Annotated in this window: 17 protein-coding genes and 1 riboswitch; of the genes, 3 read left to right on the top strand and 14 right to left on the bottom strand. The window is 63.9% G+C overall.

Annotated features, from left to right (window positions below):
- Window positions 1-225: 225 nt before the first annotated feature.
- From OQE56_RS05840 to OQE56_RS05800, 9 genes are all read right to left on the bottom strand, one after another.
- Entirely contained in the window at window positions 226-726 is a 501-nt protein-coding gene (locus tag OQE56_RS05840; protein ID WP_267222473.1) for a phosphatidylglycerophosphatase A family protein, read from the bottom strand.
- Complete coding sequence (thiL, locus tag OQE56_RS05835) at window positions 723-1,700, bottom strand: thiamine-phosphate kinase (protein ID WP_267222471.1); 978 nt, start codon at window positions 1,698-1,700, stop codon at window positions 723-725. Before thiL ends, OQE56_RS05840 begins: the two co-directional genes overlap by 4 nt.
- A gap of 37 nt (window positions 1,701-1,737) precedes the next feature.
- A complete protein-coding gene (locus OQE56_RS05830; RefSeq protein WP_267222469.1) occupies window positions 1,738-2,265 on the bottom strand; it encodes a GNAT family N-acetyltransferase in 528 nt (175 codons plus the stop codon).
- Between the two features lie 11 nt (window positions 2,266-2,276).
- Window positions 2,277-2,723: a transcription antitermination factor NusB gene (gene nusB, locus OQE56_RS05825; RefSeq protein WP_267222466.1), complete on the bottom strand. Its 447-nt coding sequence runs from the start codon at window positions 2,721-2,723 to the stop codon at window positions 2,277-2,279.
- Window positions 2,723-3,184 carry a 6,7-dimethyl-8-ribityllumazine synthase gene (ribH, locus tag OQE56_RS05820; protein WP_267222464.1) on the bottom strand — a complete coding sequence of 154 codons (462 nt, stop codon included), beginning with the start codon at window positions 3,182-3,184 and terminating at the stop codon, window positions 2,723-2,725. The genes nusB and ribH overlap by 1 nt, the downstream gene beginning before the upstream one ends.
- 43 nt (window positions 3,185-3,227) lie before the next feature.
- On the bottom strand, window positions 3,228-4,193 hold the full coding sequence (gene ldcA, locus OQE56_RS05815; RefSeq protein WP_267222462.1) for a muramoyltetrapeptide carboxypeptidase: 966 nt from the start codon (window positions 4,191-4,193) through the stop codon (window positions 3,228-3,230).
- A 169-nt stretch (window positions 4,194-4,362) separates the two neighbouring features.
- The gene (gene ribBA / locus OQE56_RS05810) at window positions 4,363-5,454 is read right to left on the bottom strand and encodes a bifunctional 3,4-dihydroxy-2-butanone-4-phosphate synthase/GTP cyclohydrolase II (protein ID WP_267222460.1); all 1,092 of its coding nucleotides are present in this window, start codon (window positions 5,452-5,454) and stop codon (window positions 4,363-4,365) included.
- 191 nt (window positions 5,455-5,645) lie between these two features.
- Entirely contained in the window at window positions 5,646-6,287 is a 642-nt protein-coding gene (locus tag OQE56_RS05805; RefSeq protein ID WP_267222458.1) for a riboflavin synthase, read from the bottom strand.
- Between the two features lie 131 nt (window positions 6,288-6,418).
- Window positions 6,419-6,587: riboswitch (FMN riboswitch) on the bottom strand.
- A 96-nt stretch (window positions 6,588-6,683) separates the two neighbouring features.
- Window positions 6,684-7,595 carry a LysR family transcriptional regulator gene (locus OQE56_RS05800; RefSeq protein ID WP_267222455.1) on the bottom strand — a complete coding sequence of 304 codons (912 nt, stop codon included), beginning with the start codon at window positions 7,593-7,595 and terminating at the stop codon, window positions 6,684-6,686.
- A gap of 89 nt (window positions 7,596-7,684) precedes the next feature.
- Here OQE56_RS05800 and OQE56_RS05795 point away from each other — a divergent pair, with 89 nt between their 5' ends.
- On the top strand, window positions 7,685-8,695 hold the full coding sequence (locus OQE56_RS05795; protein WP_267222453.1) for a zinc-dependent alcohol dehydrogenase family protein: 1,011 nt from the start codon (window positions 7,685-7,687) through the stop codon (window positions 8,693-8,695).
- A 48-nt stretch (window positions 8,696-8,743) separates the two neighbouring features.
- On the opposite strand, the gene OQE56_RS05790 is transcribed toward OQE56_RS05795, so the two are convergent.
- The 5 genes from OQE56_RS05790 to glyA form a co-directional block, all read right to left on the bottom strand.
- Window positions 8,744-9,760, bottom strand: coding sequence for a Gfo/Idh/MocA family protein (locus OQE56_RS05790; RefSeq protein ID WP_267222451.1), 1,017 nt, complete (start codon window positions 9,758-9,760; stop codon window positions 8,744-8,746).
- The gene (locus OQE56_RS05785) at window positions 9,757-10,614 is read right to left on the bottom strand and encodes a phytanoyl-CoA dioxygenase family protein (protein ID WP_267222449.1); all 858 of its coding nucleotides are present in this window, start codon (window positions 10,612-10,614) and stop codon (window positions 9,757-9,759) included. The genes OQE56_RS05790 and OQE56_RS05785 overlap by 4 nt, the downstream gene beginning before the upstream one ends.
- 48 nt (window positions 10,615-10,662) lie before the next feature.
- Window positions 10,663-11,727, bottom strand: a complete 1,065-nt coding sequence (ribD, locus tag OQE56_RS05780; RefSeq protein ID WP_425601608.1) for a bifunctional diaminohydroxyphosphoribosylaminopyrimidine deaminase/5-amino-6-(5-phosphoribosylamino)uracil reductase RibD — start codon at window positions 11,725-11,727, stop codon at window positions 10,663-10,665.
- Window positions 11,728-12,373: 646 nt separating this feature from the next.
- A complete protein-coding gene (nrdR, locus tag OQE56_RS05775; protein WP_267222445.1) occupies window positions 12,374-12,892 on the bottom strand; it encodes a transcriptional regulator NrdR in 519 nt (172 codons plus the stop codon).
- 85 nt (window positions 12,893-12,977) lie between these two features.
- On the bottom strand, window positions 12,978-14,231 hold the full coding sequence (gene glyA / locus OQE56_RS05770; RefSeq protein ID WP_267222443.1) for a serine hydroxymethyltransferase: 1,254 nt from the start codon (window positions 14,229-14,231) through the stop codon (window positions 12,978-12,980).
- Between the two features lie 185 nt (window positions 14,232-14,416).
- Between glyA and OQE56_RS05765 the strand changes: the two genes are divergently transcribed.
- Together OQE56_RS05765 and ettA are read left to right on the top strand one after the other, a co-directional pair.
- Window positions 14,417-15,412, top strand: a complete 996-nt coding sequence (locus tag OQE56_RS05765) for an aldo/keto reductase (protein ID WP_267222441.1) — start codon at window positions 14,417-14,419, stop codon at window positions 15,410-15,412.
- A gap of 185 nt (window positions 15,413-15,597) precedes the next feature.
- Entirely contained in the window at window positions 15,598-17,265 is a 1,668-nt protein-coding gene (ettA, locus tag OQE56_RS05760) for an energy-dependent translational throttle protein EttA (protein WP_267222439.1), read from the top strand.
- Window positions 17,266-17,270: the final 5 nt, after the last annotated feature.

Raw genomic sequence — 17,270 nt, 5'->3', positions numbered from 1 at the left:
GCGCAATGCTGCCAGCACTTAAGGCCATTTTCTTTGGGTTACTTTTCTTTTGGGCCAGCAAAAGAAAAGTGACTCGAGCGTCGGCAGACGATCGAAACGCCCGGCGCGTAGGCGGCCAGATCGCGGGATCGCGCGAGGCGACAGCCGACCACTACGGAAACTGGATCCCGGCCTGCGCCGGGATGACGGCGCGGATGAAACGTCGAGGCCAATATCGGCAAACGCTCAGCGCAATAGCGCCGACACCAGCGCAAGCACAACGGCAGCAAACACCCCCGCCACCACATCATCCACCATCACGCCCATCCCCCCTTTCAACCGACGATCCAGCAAGCGGATCGGCCAGGGCTTCCACACATCAAACAGGCGAAACAACGCAAAACCCAGCACCACCATCCACCAAGGCCCCATCAGGACCGGTATCAGCGCAATCCACAAGCCAACAAACTCATCCCACACAATGCTGCGGTGATCATCCACACCTACCGCACGGCCCGCGATACCACAGGCCAACACGCCGATACCGAACGCCACCACCACGGCGAACATGTAAAGCTGCATCGGCAACGTGCGCAGCAGCAGCCACGGCAAGATGGCGGCAAGTGAACCGAAGGTGCCCTGCGCCACTGGCGCAAGACCGGAGCCGAAACCGCAGGCCAGCCATCCCGCCGGCGTAGCGAGCAACTGTTTGCGCTGCTCGGGGGTGAGGGTTGTCTTGTCGCTCATGCGAAGTGATCCCAGCCGCGATGGGTGGATTCCAACCAATGCCCGTGTTCATCCCGCACACGTACGCCAGAGCCATCGACCATGCGCCCGATGCGCGTGGCGCCGCAGCCCAGGCGCGCGAGATCCGTCTGCACGTCAGCTACCAGCGAGGCGGGCACGGTGAAGCAAAGTTCGTAGTCATCGCCACCCGCCAATGCAAAGTCGCGCACGGTCAGATCGTCGAACGTGGCCATCAGCATCGAGGAGCAGGGTAGCAGAGCCGCTTCGATCTCCGCACCCAGCCCGCTTTCCTCGCAGATATGGCCAAGATCGGCGAGCAGACCATCCGATACGTCGATGCAAGCGGTGGCGCGGTCACGTAATGCGAGTCCAACGGACAGCCGCGGTGTGGGGCGATGAAGCCTTTCGATCAGGTACGCGGCGCGGCCATCACCTTCATCCACGCGCGCGCTACGCTGCAGCAGTTGCAGGCCGCCAGCGGCGTCGCCCAGCGTGCCGGTGACCAGCACCACGTCGCCTGCGCGTGCGCCGGCCCGCGTGAGCGCCTTGCCCGGCGGCACAAAACCGTGCACCGCCACACTGACCGACAGCGCACCGCGTGTGGTGTCGCCGCCGATCAAAGCCAGCCGGTGCGGCTGCGCCAACTGCGCGAAGCCTTCGGCAAAGCCATCGATGAACTGTTGGATTTGTTCCGCCGGTTGTGAAGGCAGCGTGAGCGCCAGCAAGGCCCATGCGGGGCTCGCGCCCATGGCGGCGAGGTCGGAGAGATTGACTGCCAGCGACTTCCAGCCGATATCGGCGGGTGCGGTGCCGTGCGGAAAGTGGACGCCTTCGACCATGGTGTCGATGGCAATGGCGAGCTCCTGCCCCGCCGGCGGCGCCACCAGGGCGGCGTCATCGCCAATACCCAGCTTCACATCCTCGCGGCCCTGCGCGGTGCGTTCGCGAATGCGGTCGATCAGTCGGAATTCCATGGCTAACGACTCGTACGCGGGAAAGGCAATAAAGCCATTATCGGCGGAATACGACCGTCGGACCGCCGTGGTAGGTGGTTTCCTGCCACCGCTTGAAGCCGGCTTTCTCGGCGACGCGGATCGACGGCAGGTTCTGCGGGTCGATGATGCACACCGCCGTCAACGCGCTCAGGTGCTTGTCCGCCCAGGCCGTGGCGGCCGCGACGGCTTCGCTCGCATAACCCTTGCCGTGCGCATGCGGCGCCAGCACCCAGCCGAACTCCAGCATGCCCATCAGCGAGGGCTCGATCTCTCGCTTGAAGTCGGCGAAACCGATGTCGCCGATGTAGCGGCCGGTGGCCTTTTCTTCCACGGCCCAATAGCCGAAGCCGAGTACGGTCCACAGCCCCATGTACTGCAGAAAGCGGCGCCACACCTCTTCCGCGGTCTGGGGGCGGCCACCGATGTAACGGGTTACTTCCGGGTCGGACCAGATCGCGGTGCGCTCGGCGTGATCTTCAACGCGATGCTCGCGCAGGCGCAAACGTTCGGTTTCGAGCACAGGGACCAGAGTCAGCCGCTCCATGGCCCCGTCCATCAGCCGCGCTTCTCAGTGGAACGCAGCACGGCGGCCAGCTTGTCCAGCACGCCATTGACGTAGCTGTGACCATGGTCGGCACCGAAGCGCTTCGTAACTTCGATGGCCTCGTTGATGATCACGCGGTACGGCACGTCCGGGCGGTACTTCAGTTCGTACGTCGCCAGACGCAGCGCCGCGCGCTCGATCGGATCGATCTGCCCCACTTCACGGTCCACATAAGGCTTGAGGGCGTCGTCGATGACCTCGACATGGCGCTCCACACCGTGCAGCAGATCCTCAAAGTATTCGAGGTCGGCCACTTCCATGTCCTGCTCGTGGCGGAACTGCTCGATCACTGCATTCATGTGGCTGCCGCTGATCTGCCACGCATACAGCGCCTGCAGCGCACGGCGGCGGGCACGCGAGCGTGCGGCCAGATCGATGCCTTCGGGACGCTGGTTCATCACAGCTTTCCGTACAGGTTGACCATCTCGAGCGCGGCCAGCGCGGCATCGGCGCCCTTGTTGCCCGCCTTGGTGCCCGAACGCTCGATGGCCTGTTCGATGTTGTCGGTGGTCAGCACGCCGAAGGACACCGGCACGCCAGAAGCATAAGCCGCCTGGGCCAGGCCCTTGGCGCATTCACCGGCCACATAGTCGAAGTGCGGCGTGGAACCACGGATCACCGCGCCCAGTGCGATCACGGCGGCGTACTTGCCGGAGTTGGCGACCTTGTGGGCGGCCAGCGCAATTTCCCAGGCGCCCGGCACGCGGATCAGCTCGATCTCGTCGTCCTTCACGCCATGGCGCACCAGCACGTCACGCGCGCCGGCCACCAGAGGCTCGACGACGAAACCGTTGAAACGGCCGGCGACGATGGCAAAACGGCCTTTGGGCGTGGCGAAATCGCCTTCGATGATCTTCATGGATAAGGGTTTCCTGGGCTCTGGCCCTACGGGGCCGACTATTTTACGGGATTTGGGGCAGCGTGCCCGGATCAGGCCGGGAAACCGTCCCGGCGAGGTGGGGATGGCCGCCAAAGTGCAGGCTGGCCTGCCCTGCCGCCACGCGCAGGCGGGCCGGCACGCCAAACGGCAAGGTGAACTTGTCCGGCTCATGACCGAACGGCAGGCCGCGGATCACCGGCACGCGGGCAACGCGGCTGATCTGATCAAAGGCGGCATCGGTGTCGTAACCGTTGTCGTAGCTGTGCGGGCGGCAATGGGTGAAGTGCCCGAGCACCAAAGCCCGCTGGCGATCCAGCACACCTGACAGATGCAGCTGATACAGCAGCCGCTCGATGCGGAACGGTGGCTCGCCGACATCTTCCACGAACAGGATGCCGCCCTCGATGGCGGGGAAGTACGGCGTGCCGATCAGGCTGCACAGCACGGCAAGATTGCCACCCCACAGAGGACCTTCGACCTCCAGTTCGGCAGTGGTGGGCGTCGCCCAGCTCGCCGTGGCTTCGGCCTGGCTGACGGCGCACCAGAAGTGCTCCCACATCAGTCCATTGAGCTCCGGCGCACCAAAGTCGGGGCCCAGCATGGGGCCACCGAAGGTGGTCAGCCCGCTCTTGGTGTACAGCGCCATCTGGATGGCGGTGAAATCACTATGACCGACCAGCAAGGTCGACGCATCGCTCAACCGCTCGCGCAGCGCGCCGTAGTGAAGGTGTTCCAGCAGGCGTGTTGCGCCATAACCGCCGCGCACTGCCAGCGCGATATCCGGCAGGGACGGTTGGATGGCCAGACGATTGAGATCGGCAACGCGGTCGGCATCGCTGCCCGCATAGCGCTGCTCGACGCGATCGAGCACTTCGGTGCCCTCCACCACGCAACCGGCAGCACGCAGACGCGCCACGCCGCGGGTCATCGCATCAGGATCGTGCGGGTAACCCGAGGGAGCAATGAGACGGACGGTCGGAGAGGTCATGGCGTTCGTTATGTGGTGAAAGCCTGAGTATGCCGGCGATGGGGTGGCGTGGAAGTGGCAAGACTGAGCCCGCCTTCTGCAGGAGCGCACTTGTGCGCGACAAACTCACGACACGATGACGACGTGGCGCCGCGGTCGCGCACAAGTGCGCTCCTACAGGAGGGAATCGTTACACGTACTCGGTTACTTCAAGCCCGAAGCCGCCAAGGCCCACCATCTTGCGCGGCGTGCCGAGCACGCGCAGCTGATGGATGCCCAGATCAGCCAGCATCTGCGCGCCCAGCCCGAGCTGACGCCATTCCTGCTGCTGCGCTTCCTCCGGTGCCTGAATTGCCGGCTGGCGATTAAGCCGGCGCAGCAAAGCGTCGGCCGTGTCTTCGCCAGAAAGCACCAGCAATGCGCCACGGCCTTCGTCGGCGATGCGGCGCAATGCGGACGTCACGGTGAGGCCAAGATCATCGCGCTGCAGATGCAGCACATCCGACAGCGTGTTGCGCACATGCACGCGCGTCAGCACCGGCTTGCCGTCGCCTACCTCGCCACGCACCAGCGCGAAGTGAAGACCGTGACGGATCGCATCGCGATAGGCCACGAGGCGGAACGGGCCGAATTCGGTCTGCACGTCTTCCTCGTACACGCGCTGCACCGTCTTCTCGGTTTCCAGGCGGTAGCGGATCAGGTCGGCGATGGTGCCGATCTTCAGGCCGTGCTTTTTCGCGAACACTTCCAGCTCGGGGCGACGTGCCATCGAGCCATCTTCATGCAGGATTTCGATCAGCACCGCCGACGGCTCAAGGCCTGCCAGCGCCGCCAGGTCGCAACCGGCTTCGGTGTGACCGGCACGCGTGAGCACGCCACCCGGCTGCGCGGTGAGCGGGAAGATGTGGCCCGGCTGCGAGAGGTCCTGCGGCTTCGCATCCGACTTCACCGCCACCTGGATGGTGCGTGCGCGGTCGTGCGCCGAGATGCCAGTAGTCACGCCTTCTGCCGCCTCAATGGAGACGGTGAAGTTGGTCTGATACGGCGAGGTGTTGTCGACCACCATGGGCTTGAGGCCCAGCTGCCGCGTGCGCTGTTCGGTCAAGGTAAGGCAGACGAGGCCGCGTGCCTCGCGCACCATGAAGTTGATGTCCTCGGGCCGCACCATCTGTGCCGCCATGATGAGGTCGCCTTCGTTCTCGCGGTCTTCGTCGTCGAGAATCACGACCATGCGGCCGGCGCGGATGTCTTCGAGGATTTCGGGGATGGTGTTGAAGCTCATGGCGTTTCAAATCCAATTGCGTTGCATTGCATCGCTGCCGTCATCCCGGCGAAGGCCGGGATCCAGTAGCGATGAGTTCGAGGACTCAGCGGGCCATCAGCCTTAAAAACCCCGGTATACGCTTGGCGACAACCGCACCAAGGCGCCACTGGATTCCGGCCTTCGCCGGAATGACGGCTCATTTGATGTGATCAGGCAAAACCGTGCTGCTTGAGAAACCCTTCATCGAGCTTCGGCGCGTCGCCACTGGCAATCAGCCGCTCGATGTACCGCGCCACCACGTCTACCTCGATGTTCACCGCATCCCCGGCGCGGCGCGCATGGAATGCCGTGTGTTCCACGGTGTGCGGAATCAGGTTGACGCCGAAGCGATGACCGTTCACTTCATTGACAGTGAGGCTGGTGCCATCGATACAGATGGAGCCCTTGGCCGCGATATAGCGCGACAGCGTGGCCGGCACTTCGAACACCCAGCGCAACGAACGGCCGTCCGGCGTGATCGACACCACCTTGCCCAGGCCATCAACGTGACCGGACACGAGGTGGCCACCCAGACGATCGGCAAGGCGCAGTGCCTTCTCGAGATTCACCGGGTCGCCGGCTTTCAGCTTGCCCAGCGTGGTGAGCGACAGCGTTTCGTTGGAGACGTCCGCGCTGAAACCACGCGACTCCAGCGTCACGGCGGTCAGGCACACACCGGAGACAGCAATGCTGTCACCCAGCTGCACGTCGGTGAGATCGAGGCCGGCCGTGTCCACGTGCAGGCGCACGTCGCCGCCACGTGGTTCAAGCCGCGCAATGCGGCCCACGCTCTGGATGATGCCGGTAAACATCAGCGCACCTCCCGGAGAGAGGCCGCGACATAGTTGGAACGATGCTTGGACATGAAACGTTTCCCGCGTCAAAAACATGCGAAAAACGCCTCAAGGCGTCAGGCAGGCGCGCGCCAGCGAGACATGCGCCGTACCGTCTTCTCTCATCCGGACTTTCTGGAAGCCATCGCTGGCTTCCAACCGTCGGCTCCGGCATTGGACCGGATCTGCTGACCTTCCGATGACCTGGAAGCGCTCGCGGGCTCGTGCCTTACGGCACCTACCGCCGGTGGGGAATCGCACCCCGCCCTGAAGACGTCGTTGGTGGTTTTGCCGGCGGACCGGCCCGGGGATTCTATCATCAACCGCTGGCCGCCCCGCCCGCTCCTTTTGTCCACCGTGGTGAACACCGCGTCCCTACGGCCGTGCCATGGCCTGGACCAGGAAGTCGATCAGCAGGCGCACCGCCGGCACACGATCCGCCCCCGGCAACCAGATGAGGTGGATCGGCGATTCGCTCAGTTGCCATGGCGGCAGCACTTCAACCAGCTGTTTTTTCGCCACCAGCGCATCGCCCATGTAGTCGCCCATGATGCCGATACCGACACCCGCGAGCAGCGCATCGCGCACGGCCTGCACATCGTTGCTCCACATGACCGGTTCGATGCGCACGGACCGGCGCCGGCGTTGCTGATGGAGCTGCCAGAGTGTGCCGGTACGCAGTCCGCTGAAGGCAATGCAGCGATGGAGCTTGAGGTCCGCGGGGTCCGCCAGCGGCGGTGCCGTCTTCAGGTACTGGGGCGAGGCGCAGAGATAACGCCGCATCGTGCCCACTTGCCGGGCTACCACCTGCGCATCTGCCAGCCGGCCCACACGTACGGCCAGATCGACCTTTCCGGCGACGAGATCGACGTAGGTGTCGTCATAGGTAACGTCGAGGCGAATCTGCGGATGCAGTGCCATAAAACGTGCCACCAAAGGTGCCATACGCTCGCGCCCATAGGTGCGCGGCATATGCAGGCACAGGCGTCCTTGCGGCTCGCCATCTTGCGGGCGCAAATCCACCGCCAGATCCGTCATCACCTGTTCCAGCCGCTCGCAATGTTCCAGCAGTTGCTCGCCGCGTGCGCTCAACATGACCCTGCGCGTAGTGCGCATAAATAGTTTGGTACCGACGGCATCTTCCAGTGACGCAATGCGCCGGCTCAGCACGGACGGCGTGCACCCGGCCTCGCGCGCGGCCTGCGAGAAATTCAGCTGTCGGGCCGCGATGGCGAAGGCCCGAAGTTCACGCACCCGTGTTGGCGTCAGCTCGAATGATTTATTCATATCCTGAACAAATAAAGTGCCTTTTCCGTAGATTATCATCACCACCACATAGACTGACCATGGCGGCATTCCAACCACGGAGTGTCGTCATGCGTGCTTATCAGCTACCTGCTTTTGGCCTTGAACACCTGCGCCGCATCGAACTGCCGGAACCGCAGCCCGGTCCGGGCCAGGTTCTGGTGAAGCTGGAAGCAGCCTCCCTCAACTATCGTGACCTGCTGATGGCCAAAGGGCAGCTCTATCGCGCCGTGGAGCTTCCGATCGTCCCGGTGTCGGATGGCGCGGGCACGGTGTGCGCCATCGGAGAAGGCGTCACCCGCTTCAAGCCCGGGGATAAAGTGACCACGCTCTATAAATCGCGCTGGCTCGCCGGTGCCATCCGGCCGGAGTGGGCAGGCATCGAACCCGGCGGCCCCGACGACGGCGTGATGCGCGAATTCGCCTGCTTCGATGCTTATGCGCTCGTCCACGCACCATCGCACCTGAGTCACCTGCAGGCGGCCACGTTGCCCATCGCCGCACTGACCGCATGGCAAGCGCTGGAGATGGCTCATGTCACCAGCGGACAGTCCGTGCTGATTCTCGGTACCGGCGGTGTTTCATTGTTCGCGCTGCAGTTCGCGAAACTGCGGGGCGCCCGCGCCATCGTGCTTTCTTCCAGCGACGAAAAACTGAAACGCGCCAAGACCCTCGGCGCCGATGTGGGCATCAACTACGTGACCCATCCGCAATGGAGTCCTCTGGTACGCGAGGCTACCGGCGGGCGTGGCGTCGATGCGGTGATCGAAACGGTGGGCGCCTCCACATTGCCGCAGTCCATGGATGCCGTGGCCATCCATGGCTTCATAGGTATGGTGGGCTTTATGGGTGGCAACGAGGCCTCCATCACCCTCACCCAGGCCCTGCTCAAGCGTGTGCACCTGCAGGGCATTTCGGTCGCGCCGCTGGAACAGCACGAGCGGATGAATGCTGCCATCGAGCAGGCGAGGCTCGAGCCGGTCATCGACCACGTTTACGGATTTGAGCAGTTGCGCGAAGGCTTCGACCTGATGGCCACCGGCAAGCATTTCGGCAAGATCGCCATCGATTTCTCGAAGTAATGCCGCCAGCCATGCCCGCGCTTCCTCGCCGGGAAGCGCGGGCACGTATTACGCGCCGATGGTCTGCCCGGTATCCCGGCGATACTGGCGCAGCACCTGATCCATGACCCAGTTCGTACGTGCGCCACTCTCCGCCGTCGACGGGCATGCACCCTTCTGCCCGGTCAGCTCGGCCACGATGGTTTCGATCAACGGCTGCTGGATATGCGCCGGGTTCGCCACGTGGTGTTCACGCACCCCATCGGCGTTTTCCACGCGAATGGGGCCATCGCCAAAGGTGGCGAAGGTGATGCGGCCTTGGTCGCCGATCACTTCGATCTGGTCGTGATGCTTGTAGCTGTCGAAATTCCACAGACCGGTGCCAAGCATGCCGTTGCCAAAGGCGAACGACATGGCAACGCCATCTTCCACGGAATAAGCCTTCAGCTGATTGCTGGCCTGCCCACTCACCGACACGATGGGGCCGAACAGCCAGTCGAGGATATCGAGCGTGTGGCAACCGATATCCATGAAGACGCCACCGCCGGAGACATCCGCCTGCACATGCCAGGGCAGGTTCTTGGCGTCGTGATAGCGCGGATGGTGCGGCTCGTACAACACCGTATTGACGATGCGTGGCGTACCGATCACGCGCTGATCGAATATCAGACCGCGCACCGCGGAGAAGCGCGGAAGGCTGCGGCGGTAATACGCTACAAAGACCGGCACGTTGGCCTCGCGTCCCGCCCGAATGATGACTTCGCACTCGGCGGCATCGAGTGCCATCGGCTTTTCCACATACACCGGCTTGCCGGCCGCAATGCTCATCAACGCGTACTGCTTGTGCGTCGAGGGCGGCGTGGCCACATAAACCGCGTTGACTTCGGGATCGGCGATCAACCTGGCGGCATCGTCATACCAGCGCGGCACACCGTGGCGCTGCGCATAATCGCGCGCCTTGTCGCCGTCGCGGCGCATCACTGCCACCAGGGCGGAGTTGGGCGTCTTGCTGAAACCCGGCCCGCTCTTCACCTCGGTGACGTTGCCGCAACCGATGATGCCCCAGCGTATCGCTGCCGTCGTCATGTGGTCTTGAACTCCTTGGTCAGGAACTGCTGGTGGTAGGCGTGAAACACGTTCACTTCCGGATGCCGAGCGCGTTCGACCAGATGCGCACGCAACGCTTCGCGCACGCATGGCGCCAGCGATGACAGGTACTCCACGGTGTACTCGGTGTGGTCGAGCACACCGAAATGAAGCGTCGGCGCATGGTCGGTGGAGTGAAAGCCCAGATGAATGGTGATGCGCTTGTCTTTCAGCACGCCACCGTAACCGCGATGCACGGCGTAGTTGTTGTAGAACACGGCCTCGCCCGGCTGCAGCACCAGCTGCTTGCCGCCGCTGAGCTCCGGCGCATCCACTGGCGCCATCTTTTCGGTGTTTCCGAAGATTGCGCGCTCCTCCGCATTGAGCTGACGGCGATGGCTGCCCGGCACGATCCACAGGCAACCGTCTACCGTCAGCGGCATGTTCATTTGCACGTAGTTGTAGTGGTAGCTATCGCTGAACCAGCTCAGATCCACCTGATCGTCCGGCACCTGCAGCACGTCACGATGCCAACCCTGGCGGTAATCCACGCCCGCCTCACCGTAGAACAGCGAAGCGCCATCCACCACGATGCCATGACCCAACAGGCCACGGCACACGGCCAGAATATCGTCGTTGCAGACGATGTCCTGGATATCGCGAATCGCTTTGCCCGGCTGCAGAAACTGCAAGGCGCTCATGCGCTGCGCGTCCCCACGCTCACGGCGCGAAGCCTCGATGGCCGCCACATAGCGCGCGACGCTGGCATCGTCGAGAATCTTGCGAACGAGATAACCCTGTTCGCGAAAGAGCGCGCGTTCTGCGTCGCTGAGTACGGTGGCCGGCATCGTCATCGGTGGCATCCTGGTGATCAAAGACAAGTCAAAGGAACGGGGCCGGACTCAGGCAACGGGCCGCAGCTGAAGGCGCAGATCGTCACCCAACACACGCCGGTCCACCGTGCGCAGTTTCCATCGCGCGGCCATATCCGTCAGTGATGGCAAGCCCAATAACGGCCGCGCCGTGTCGCCCAGCAGCACGGGCGCGACGTAGAGCAATAGCTCATCGGCGAGACCCGCGGCGAACAGCGCGCCACACAAACGCGGGCCAGCTTCCACATGCACTTCGCTCACGTGGCGCCGCGCCAGCTCGGCCATCACCGCATGCAGATCCAGTGCGCTGCCCTGCGCTTCTATGGCCGCCAACTCCACCGCGTGAAAGCGCGCATCGGCTGGCTTCGCATGCGCTTCGTGTAGCACGAGAGTCGGCGCGGTGCCATCCAGCACATGGCTATCTGACGGGGTGCGCAACTGGCTATCCAGCAACACACGCCACGTCGGCGTGAATGCCTCGTTCGCGGGCAGGCGCACGGTCAACCGTGGATTGTCCGCCAGCACCGTGCCTGAGCCACTCAGAATGGCCGAGCTACGCGCCCGCCAGCGCTGCACATCTGCCCTGGCGGCTTCGCCGGTAATCCATTTCGAATCGCCGTTGCTCAGCGCGGTACGCCCGTCCAGACTCATGGCGAGCTTCACGCGCACCCACGGCCGGCCACGCTCGATGCGGCTGAAGAAGCCGATGTTGAGTTCTCGCGCCTGCTCGCGCATGAGGCCGGTTTCGACCACGATGCCCGCGTCGCGAAGTTTGCCGATGCCACGCCCTGCCACCTGCGGGAACGGATCCTCCGCTGCGATCACCACGCGCGATACGCCGGCGGCAATCAGTGCATCGGCACACGGCGGCGTGCGGCCGTGATGCGCACACGGTTCCAGGGTGACGTAGGCCGTGGCGCCCCGCGCCTTGTCGCCCGCTTCGCGCAGGGCATAAACCTCGGCATGCGGCTCACCCGCGCGCTGGTGATAACCCGTGCCGACCACCTGTTCGCCATGCGCAATAACGCAGCCGACGCGCGGATTGGGTTGCGTGGTGTAGAGCCCGCGTTCGGCGAGGCGCAGCGCGTGCGCCATGTGGGCGTGATCGATGGCGGTGAAGGAAGGAGCCATGCGGGTCGCTTCGGAATGCGGAGGCGCCAGTTTAGGTGAAGTGGCCGAGGGGCTCACAGCGCTTCTTTTCCAAAGAGGAAAAGCACTGGCATGAATCACCACCGGGCCAAGATTGGCCCCTCACCCCGGCCCTCTCCCCGGAGGGGAGAGGGAGAAGTGGGGTGCCTCGCGAAAATCACGAGAGGAAACGAAGTGATGTTCCGCTTTAAGTCCTCTCCGCTATGGCGCGTTGCGGTGTAGCCGTACCGCATGTCGGATGGATCGATAGGTGCCGATTGCCGAGGCCGCCAAGGCTTGTATTAAACACGACGCTACGAGCCTTTCAGGCCATTTTCTTTGGGTTACTTTTCTTTTGGGCCAACAAAAGAAAAGTGACTCGGCCTCCGGCAGGAGGTCGAAACGCCCGCCGCGTAGGCGGCACGCTGGCGGGATCGCCAGATCAGGTCCAAGAGCAAAGGCACTGGATGACTCGCTGCGCTCGCCCCTTCGGGGCCGCCCTGCGGGCGTTCTGCGCGCTTCGCGCTTGTCCAGCCTTCGCTGGGATGACGGTGAGGGGGAACCTACGTAGTCGCGAGCACTTTCCCTCAACAGGAAGCAGAGCCCAGAGGCGTCAGGACTTCTTACGCCGCGCCACCGTCTCGCCGAGCAACGACAACTGCAGAGCTTCCAGCTCCGGCAGATCACGCTCGAGCTTCTCGATCTCTTCACGGAACGCCTGCACGTCCTCAAACTTGCGATAGACCGAAGCAAAACGCACGTAGGCAACCTGATCCAACTTCTTCAGCTCACGCATCACCAGCTCGCCGAGCTGGCGAGATGGCACTTCGCGTTCGCCGCAGCGGCGCAGGTCGTTGATGATTTCGCGCACGGCGCTATCGACCGAATCAGTCGACACCGGACGCTTCTGCAGCGCGCGCTCAAAGCTCACACGCAACTTGCGCTCATCGAACGATTCGCGGCGCTCGCCGCTCTTCACGATGGTCGGCAGCTTGAGCTCCGCCGTCTCGAACGTATTGAAGCGCTCACCGCATTTCGGACACTCGCGACGACGGCGCACGGTGGCGCCGTCTTCCGCGAGGCGCGAGTCGATCACGCGGGTGTCTTCGTGCTGGCAGAAAGGGCAATGCATGGTTTCAGGAGTCGGAAACGAGAAGTGAGAACATCGAGGAAACGCTTTCTCTCACTTCTCGCTCCTCTTCACTCGTTTCTCGCTCTCAGGCGTAAACCGGGAACTTGTGGCACTGCGCCGTGACCTTCTCGCGCACCTTGGCGATGAGGGCGTCATCGTTCGGCGCGTCCAGCACGTCGCAGATCCAATGGGTCAGCTCGACCACGTCTGCTTCCTTGTAGCCGCGGGTGGTGACGGCCGGGGTGCCCACGCGCAGGCCCGAGGTGACGAAGGGCTTGCGGGGGTCGTTCGGCACGGCATTCTTGTTGACCGTGATGTGTGCCTTGCCCAGCGCTTCTTCCGCGTCTTTGCCGGTGACGTCGCGGCCGATCATGTCCACCAGCATCAGGTGGTTTTCGGTGCCGCCGGAAACGATCTTGTAGCCGCGCTCGATAAAGGTCTTGGCCATCGCCTTGGCGTTCCTGACCACCTGTTCCTGGTAGGTCTTGAATTCCGGCTCCAGCGCTTCCTTGAACGCGACCGCCTTGGCGGCGATCACGTGCATCAGCGGACCACCCTGAATGCCCGGGAACACGATCGACTGCAGCTTCTTCTCGATCTCTTCGCCGGCGTCCTTGGCCACGATGATGCCGCCACGCGGACCACGCAGGGTCTTGTGCGTGGTGGAAGTGACCACGTGCGCGTGCGGCAGCGGGTTCGGGTAGACGCCTGCGGCCACCAGACCGGCAACGTGCGCCATGTCCACGAACAGGTAGGCACCGACCTTATCGGCGATGGCGCGGAAGCGCGCCCAGTCCATCACCTGCGAGTAGGCGCTGAAGCCGGCCACGATCATCTTCGGCTTGTGTTCGACGGCCAGACGCTCGACTTCGTCATAGTCGACCAGACCGTTCTCGTTAACGCCGTACTGCACGGCGTGGAACAGCTTGCCCGACACGTTGACCTTGGCACCGTGGGTGAGATGGCCGCCATGGGCCAGGCTCATCCCCAGAATGGTGTCGCCCGGGTTGAGCAGGGCGAGGTACACCGCCTGGTTGGCCTGCGAGCCGGAGTGCGGCTGCACATTGGCGTAGGTGGCGCCAAACAGCTTCTTGAGGCGGTCGATGGCCAGCGTCTCGGCCACGTCCACGAATTCGCAGCCACCGTAGTAGCGCTTGCCCGGGTAGCCTTCGGCGTACTTGTTGGTCAGCACGCTGCCCTGCGCTTCCATCACGCGCGGGCTGGCGTAGTTTTCCGAAGCGATCAGTTCGACGTGATCTTCCTGGCGACGGGCTTCGTCGGCCATGGCCTGGGCCAGTTCATTGTCATAACCGGCGATCGTCTCGTGCTTCGGAAACATCCTGACCTCGTAGGGTGGCTTGCGGGTTTGAACGAGAAAGTGTAGCGCCCCCAGCCCCTTGGGGCCACATCCGCTTGCTCCCCGTAGATCTTGTGCCCGGAACCCGGTTCCGCCGGGGTTGGAGGCACATGCCGGCCGCCCGGCCCCGGAGCACCATACGGGGATACCCCACGACGGAGCGCCCCATGAAGCACCGCACGCTCGGCCAGCATGGCCCCAAGGTTTCCGCCCTCGGCCTCGGTTGCATGGGCATGTCCGGCATGTACGGGGCCTCCGACCGCAGCGAAAGCATCGCCACCATCCATGCCGCGCTCGACGCAGGCGTCACCCTGCTGGATACCGGCGACTTCTATGGCATGGGCCACAACGAAATGCTGATCGGCGACGCCCTGGTGGGCCGTTCCCGCGACAGCTACCAGCTCAGCGTGAAGTTTGGCGCCCAGCGCGGGCCCGGCGGGGACTGGCTGGGTTACGACGCCCGGCCGGCCGCCGTAAAGACGGCCCTGGCCTACACGCTGCAGCGCCTGCGCGTGGATTACATCGACATTTACCGCCCCGCCCGGCTCGACCCGAACGTGCCGATCGAGGAGACCGTGGGCGCCATCGCCGATCTGGTGAAGGCTGGCTATGTGCGTTACCTGGGCCTGTCGGAAGTGGGCGCCGACGCCATTCGACGGGCCAACAGCGTGCTGCCCGTGGTGGATCTGCAGATCGAGTACTCGCTGATCTCGCGGGGCATTGAAGAACGCATCCTGCCCGCCTGCCGGGAGCTGGGCATCGGCATCACAGCCTATGGCGTGCTGTCGCGCGGGCTGATCAGCGGCCACTGGTCCACGGATCGCGCCACCGACGCCCGCGATTTCCGGGCGCACAGCCCCCGTTTCCAGGGCGACAACCTCGCGCACAACCTGGCGCTGGTCGACAGCCTGCGACAGCTGGCCGAGGCGCATGGCGTCAGCGTGGCCCAGGTAGCGATTGCGTGGGTGCTGGCGCGCGGTGAGGACATCGTGCCCTTGGTCGGAGCCCGTACGCGAGACCGGCTGAAGGAGGCGCTGGGCGCGCTCGATGTGACGCTGTCCGCCGATGACCTGGCCACCCTGGAACGCGCCTTCCCACCCGGGGCGGCGGCGGGCGATCGGTACAACACCCAGGGGATGGCCTCGCTAGACAGCGAGAGGTAAACCCCTCCCTCACCGTCATCCCAGCTTTCGCTGGGATGACGAATCAATGGGCACCCGAGGCCAACGGAAGTTGTCCCACCGTCACCGGCCCGCCCCTACAACCCGCTATAATGCGCGGTTTGTTACCCACTCTGACGCACCTGCCAGCTTTGCCGGCCGGTGTCGTGCACGCCGCCGGAGGCTCCATGAGTTCGCAATTCATTTACACCATGAACGGGGTCAGCAAGATCGTTCCCCCGAAGCGCCACATCATCAAGGACATCTCGCTCAGCTTCTTCCCCGGCGCCAAGATCGGCCTGCTGGGCGTGAACGGCGCGGGCAAGTCCACGGTGCTGCGCATCATGGCCGGCGTCGATAAGGACTTTCAGGGTGAAGCCCGCCCGCAGCCGGGCATCAAGATCGGCTACCTGGCGCAGGAGCCGGAGCTGAATCCCGAGAAGACCGTGCGTGAATCGGTGGAAGAAGGCGTCTCCGTCATCCTGGACGCGCAAAAGCGTCTGGAAGAGGTCTACGCCGCCTACGCCGAGGATGGCGCCGACTTCGACAAGCTGGCCAAGGAACAGGAGCAGCTGGAAAACATCCTCGCGGTGAACGACGCCCACGCGCTGGAGCGCCAGCTGGAAGTGGCCGCCGACGCGCTGCGCCTGCCGGCGTGGGACGCCAAGATCGGCCCGCTGTCTGGTGGTGAGAAGCGCCGCGTGGCGCTGTGCCGCCTGCTGCTGTCCAAGCCGGACATGCTGCTGCTGGACGAGCCCACCAACCATCTGGACGCCGAGTCGGTGGACTGGCTGGAGCAGTTCCTGCAGAGCTATCCGGGCACCGTGGTGGCGGTCACCCATGACCGCTACTTCCTCGACAACGCTGCCGAGTGGATCCTCGAACTCGACCGCGGCCGCGGCATTCCGTGGAAGGGCAACTACACCGAGTGGCTGGAGCAGAAGGACGCCCGCCTCAAGCAGGAAGCCTCGCAGGAGAAGTCCCGTCAAAAGGCGATCGAGAAGGAACTGGAGTGGGTGCGTTCGGCTGCCAAGGGTCGTCAGTCCAAGGGCAAGGCGCGTCTCAACCGCTTCGAGGAGCTGAACTCGGTCGAGTACCAGCGCCGCAACGAAACCAATGAAATCTTCATTCCGCCCGGCGAGCGCCTGGGCCAGGAAGTGATCGAATTCAAGAACGTCTCCAAGTCGTTTGGCGATCGCCTGCTGATCGACGACCTGTCGTTCAAGATTCCGCCGGGCGCCATCGTTGGCGTGATCGGCCCGAACGGCGCCGGCAAGTCCACGTTCATGAAGATGATCATGGGCAAGGAGCAGGCGGATTCGGGCACGGTGAAGCTGGGCCACACGGTCAAGCTCGCCTACGTCGACCAGTCCCGCGACGCGCTCGATCCGAAGAACAACGTGTGGCAGGAAGTGTCCGGCGGTTCGGACATCCTCACCATCGGCAACTTCGAGATTCAGTCGCGCGCCTACATCGGCCGCTTCAACTTCAAGGGCACCGACCAGCAGAAGATCGTCGGTCAGCTGTCCGGCGGTGAGCGCGGCCGTCTGCACATGGCCAAGACCCTGCTGCAGGGCGGCAACGTGCTGCTGCTCGACGAACCGTCGAACGATCTGGACGTGGAAACCCTGCGCGCACTGGAAGACGCACTGCTTGAGTTCCCGGGCTGCGCGGTCGTCATCTCGCATGACCGCTGGTTCCTCGACCGCATCGCCACGCACATCATCGCGTTCGAAGGCGATTCGCACGTGGAGTTCTTCCCGGGCAACTACAACGAGTACGAGGCGGACAAGAAGCGCCGTCTCGGCGATGAGGCCGCCAAGCCGCATCGCGTGAAGTACAAGAAGCTGGCCTAAGGCCG

This window comes from Dyella silvae, assembly GCF_026421305.1.
Taxonomy (GTDB): Bacteria; Pseudomonadota; Gammaproteobacteria; order Xanthomonadales; family Rhodanobacteraceae; genus Dyella; species Dyella silvae.
This window is presented reverse-complemented; position numbering and strand designations above follow the sequence as displayed.

What these genes read in the sequence shown, in the direction of transcription:
- OQE56_RS05840 (WP_267222473.1), bottom strand. Translation starts at nt 726, where the DNA reads ATGAGCGACAAGACAACCCTCACCCCCGAGCAGCGCAAACAGTTGCTC.
- thiL (WP_267222471.1), bottom strand. Translation starts at nt 1,700, where the DNA reads ATGGAATTCCGACTGATCGACCGCATTCGCGAACGCACCGCGCAGGGC.
- OQE56_RS05830 (WP_267222469.1), bottom strand. Translation starts at nt 2,265, where the DNA reads ATGGAGCGGCTGACTCTGGTCCCTGTGCTCGAAACCGAACGTTTGCGC.
- nusB (WP_267222466.1), bottom strand. Translation starts at nt 2,723, where the DNA reads ATGAACCAGCGTCCCGAAGGCATCGATCTGGCCGCACGCTCGCGTGCC.
- ribH (WP_267222464.1), bottom strand. Translation starts at nt 3,184, where the DNA reads ATGAAGATCATCGAAGGCGATTTCGCCACGCCCAAAGGCCGTTTTGCC.
- ldcA (WP_267222462.1), bottom strand. Translation starts at nt 4,193, where the DNA reads ATGACCTCTCCGACCGTCCGTCTCATTGCTCCCTCGGGTTACCCGCAC.
- ribBA (WP_267222460.1), bottom strand. Translation starts at nt 5,454, where the DNA reads ATGAGCTTCAACACCATCCCCGAAATCCTCGAAGACATCCGCGCCGGC.
- OQE56_RS05805 (WP_267222458.1), bottom strand. Translation starts at nt 6,287, where the DNA reads ATGTTTACCGGCATCATCCAGAGCGTGGGCCGCATTGCGCGGCTTGAA.
- OQE56_RS05800 (WP_267222455.1), bottom strand. Translation starts at nt 7,595, where the DNA reads ATGAATAAATCATTCGAGCTGACGCCAACACGGGTGCGTGAACTTCGG.
- OQE56_RS05795 (WP_267222453.1), top strand. Translation starts at nt 7,685, where the DNA reads ATGCGTGCTTATCAGCTACCTGCTTTTGGCCTTGAACACCTGCGCCGC.
- OQE56_RS05790 (WP_267222451.1), bottom strand. Translation starts at nt 9,760, where the DNA reads ATGACGACGGCAGCGATACGCTGGGGCATCATCGGTTGCGGCAACGTC.
- OQE56_RS05785 (WP_267222449.1), bottom strand. Translation starts at nt 10,614, where the DNA reads ATGACGATGCCGGCCACCGTACTCAGCGACGCAGAACGCGCGCTCTTT.
- ribD (WP_425601608.1), bottom strand. Translation starts at nt 11,727, where the DNA reads ATGGCGCACGCGCTGCGCCTCGCCGAACGCGGGCTCTACACCACGCAA.
- nrdR (WP_267222445.1), bottom strand. Translation starts at nt 12,892, where the DNA reads ATGCATTGCCCTTTCTGCCAGCACGAAGACACCCGCGTGATCGACTCG.
- glyA (WP_267222443.1), bottom strand. Translation starts at nt 14,231, where the DNA reads ATGTTTCCGAAGCACGAGACGATCGCCGGTTATGACAATGAACTGGCC.
- OQE56_RS05765 (WP_267222441.1), top strand. Translation starts at nt 14,417, where the DNA reads ATGAAGCACCGCACGCTCGGCCAGCATGGCCCCAAGGTTTCCGCCCTC.
- ettA (WP_267222439.1), top strand. Translation starts at nt 15,598, where the DNA reads ATGAGTTCGCAATTCATTTACACCATGAACGGGGTCAGCAAGATCGTT.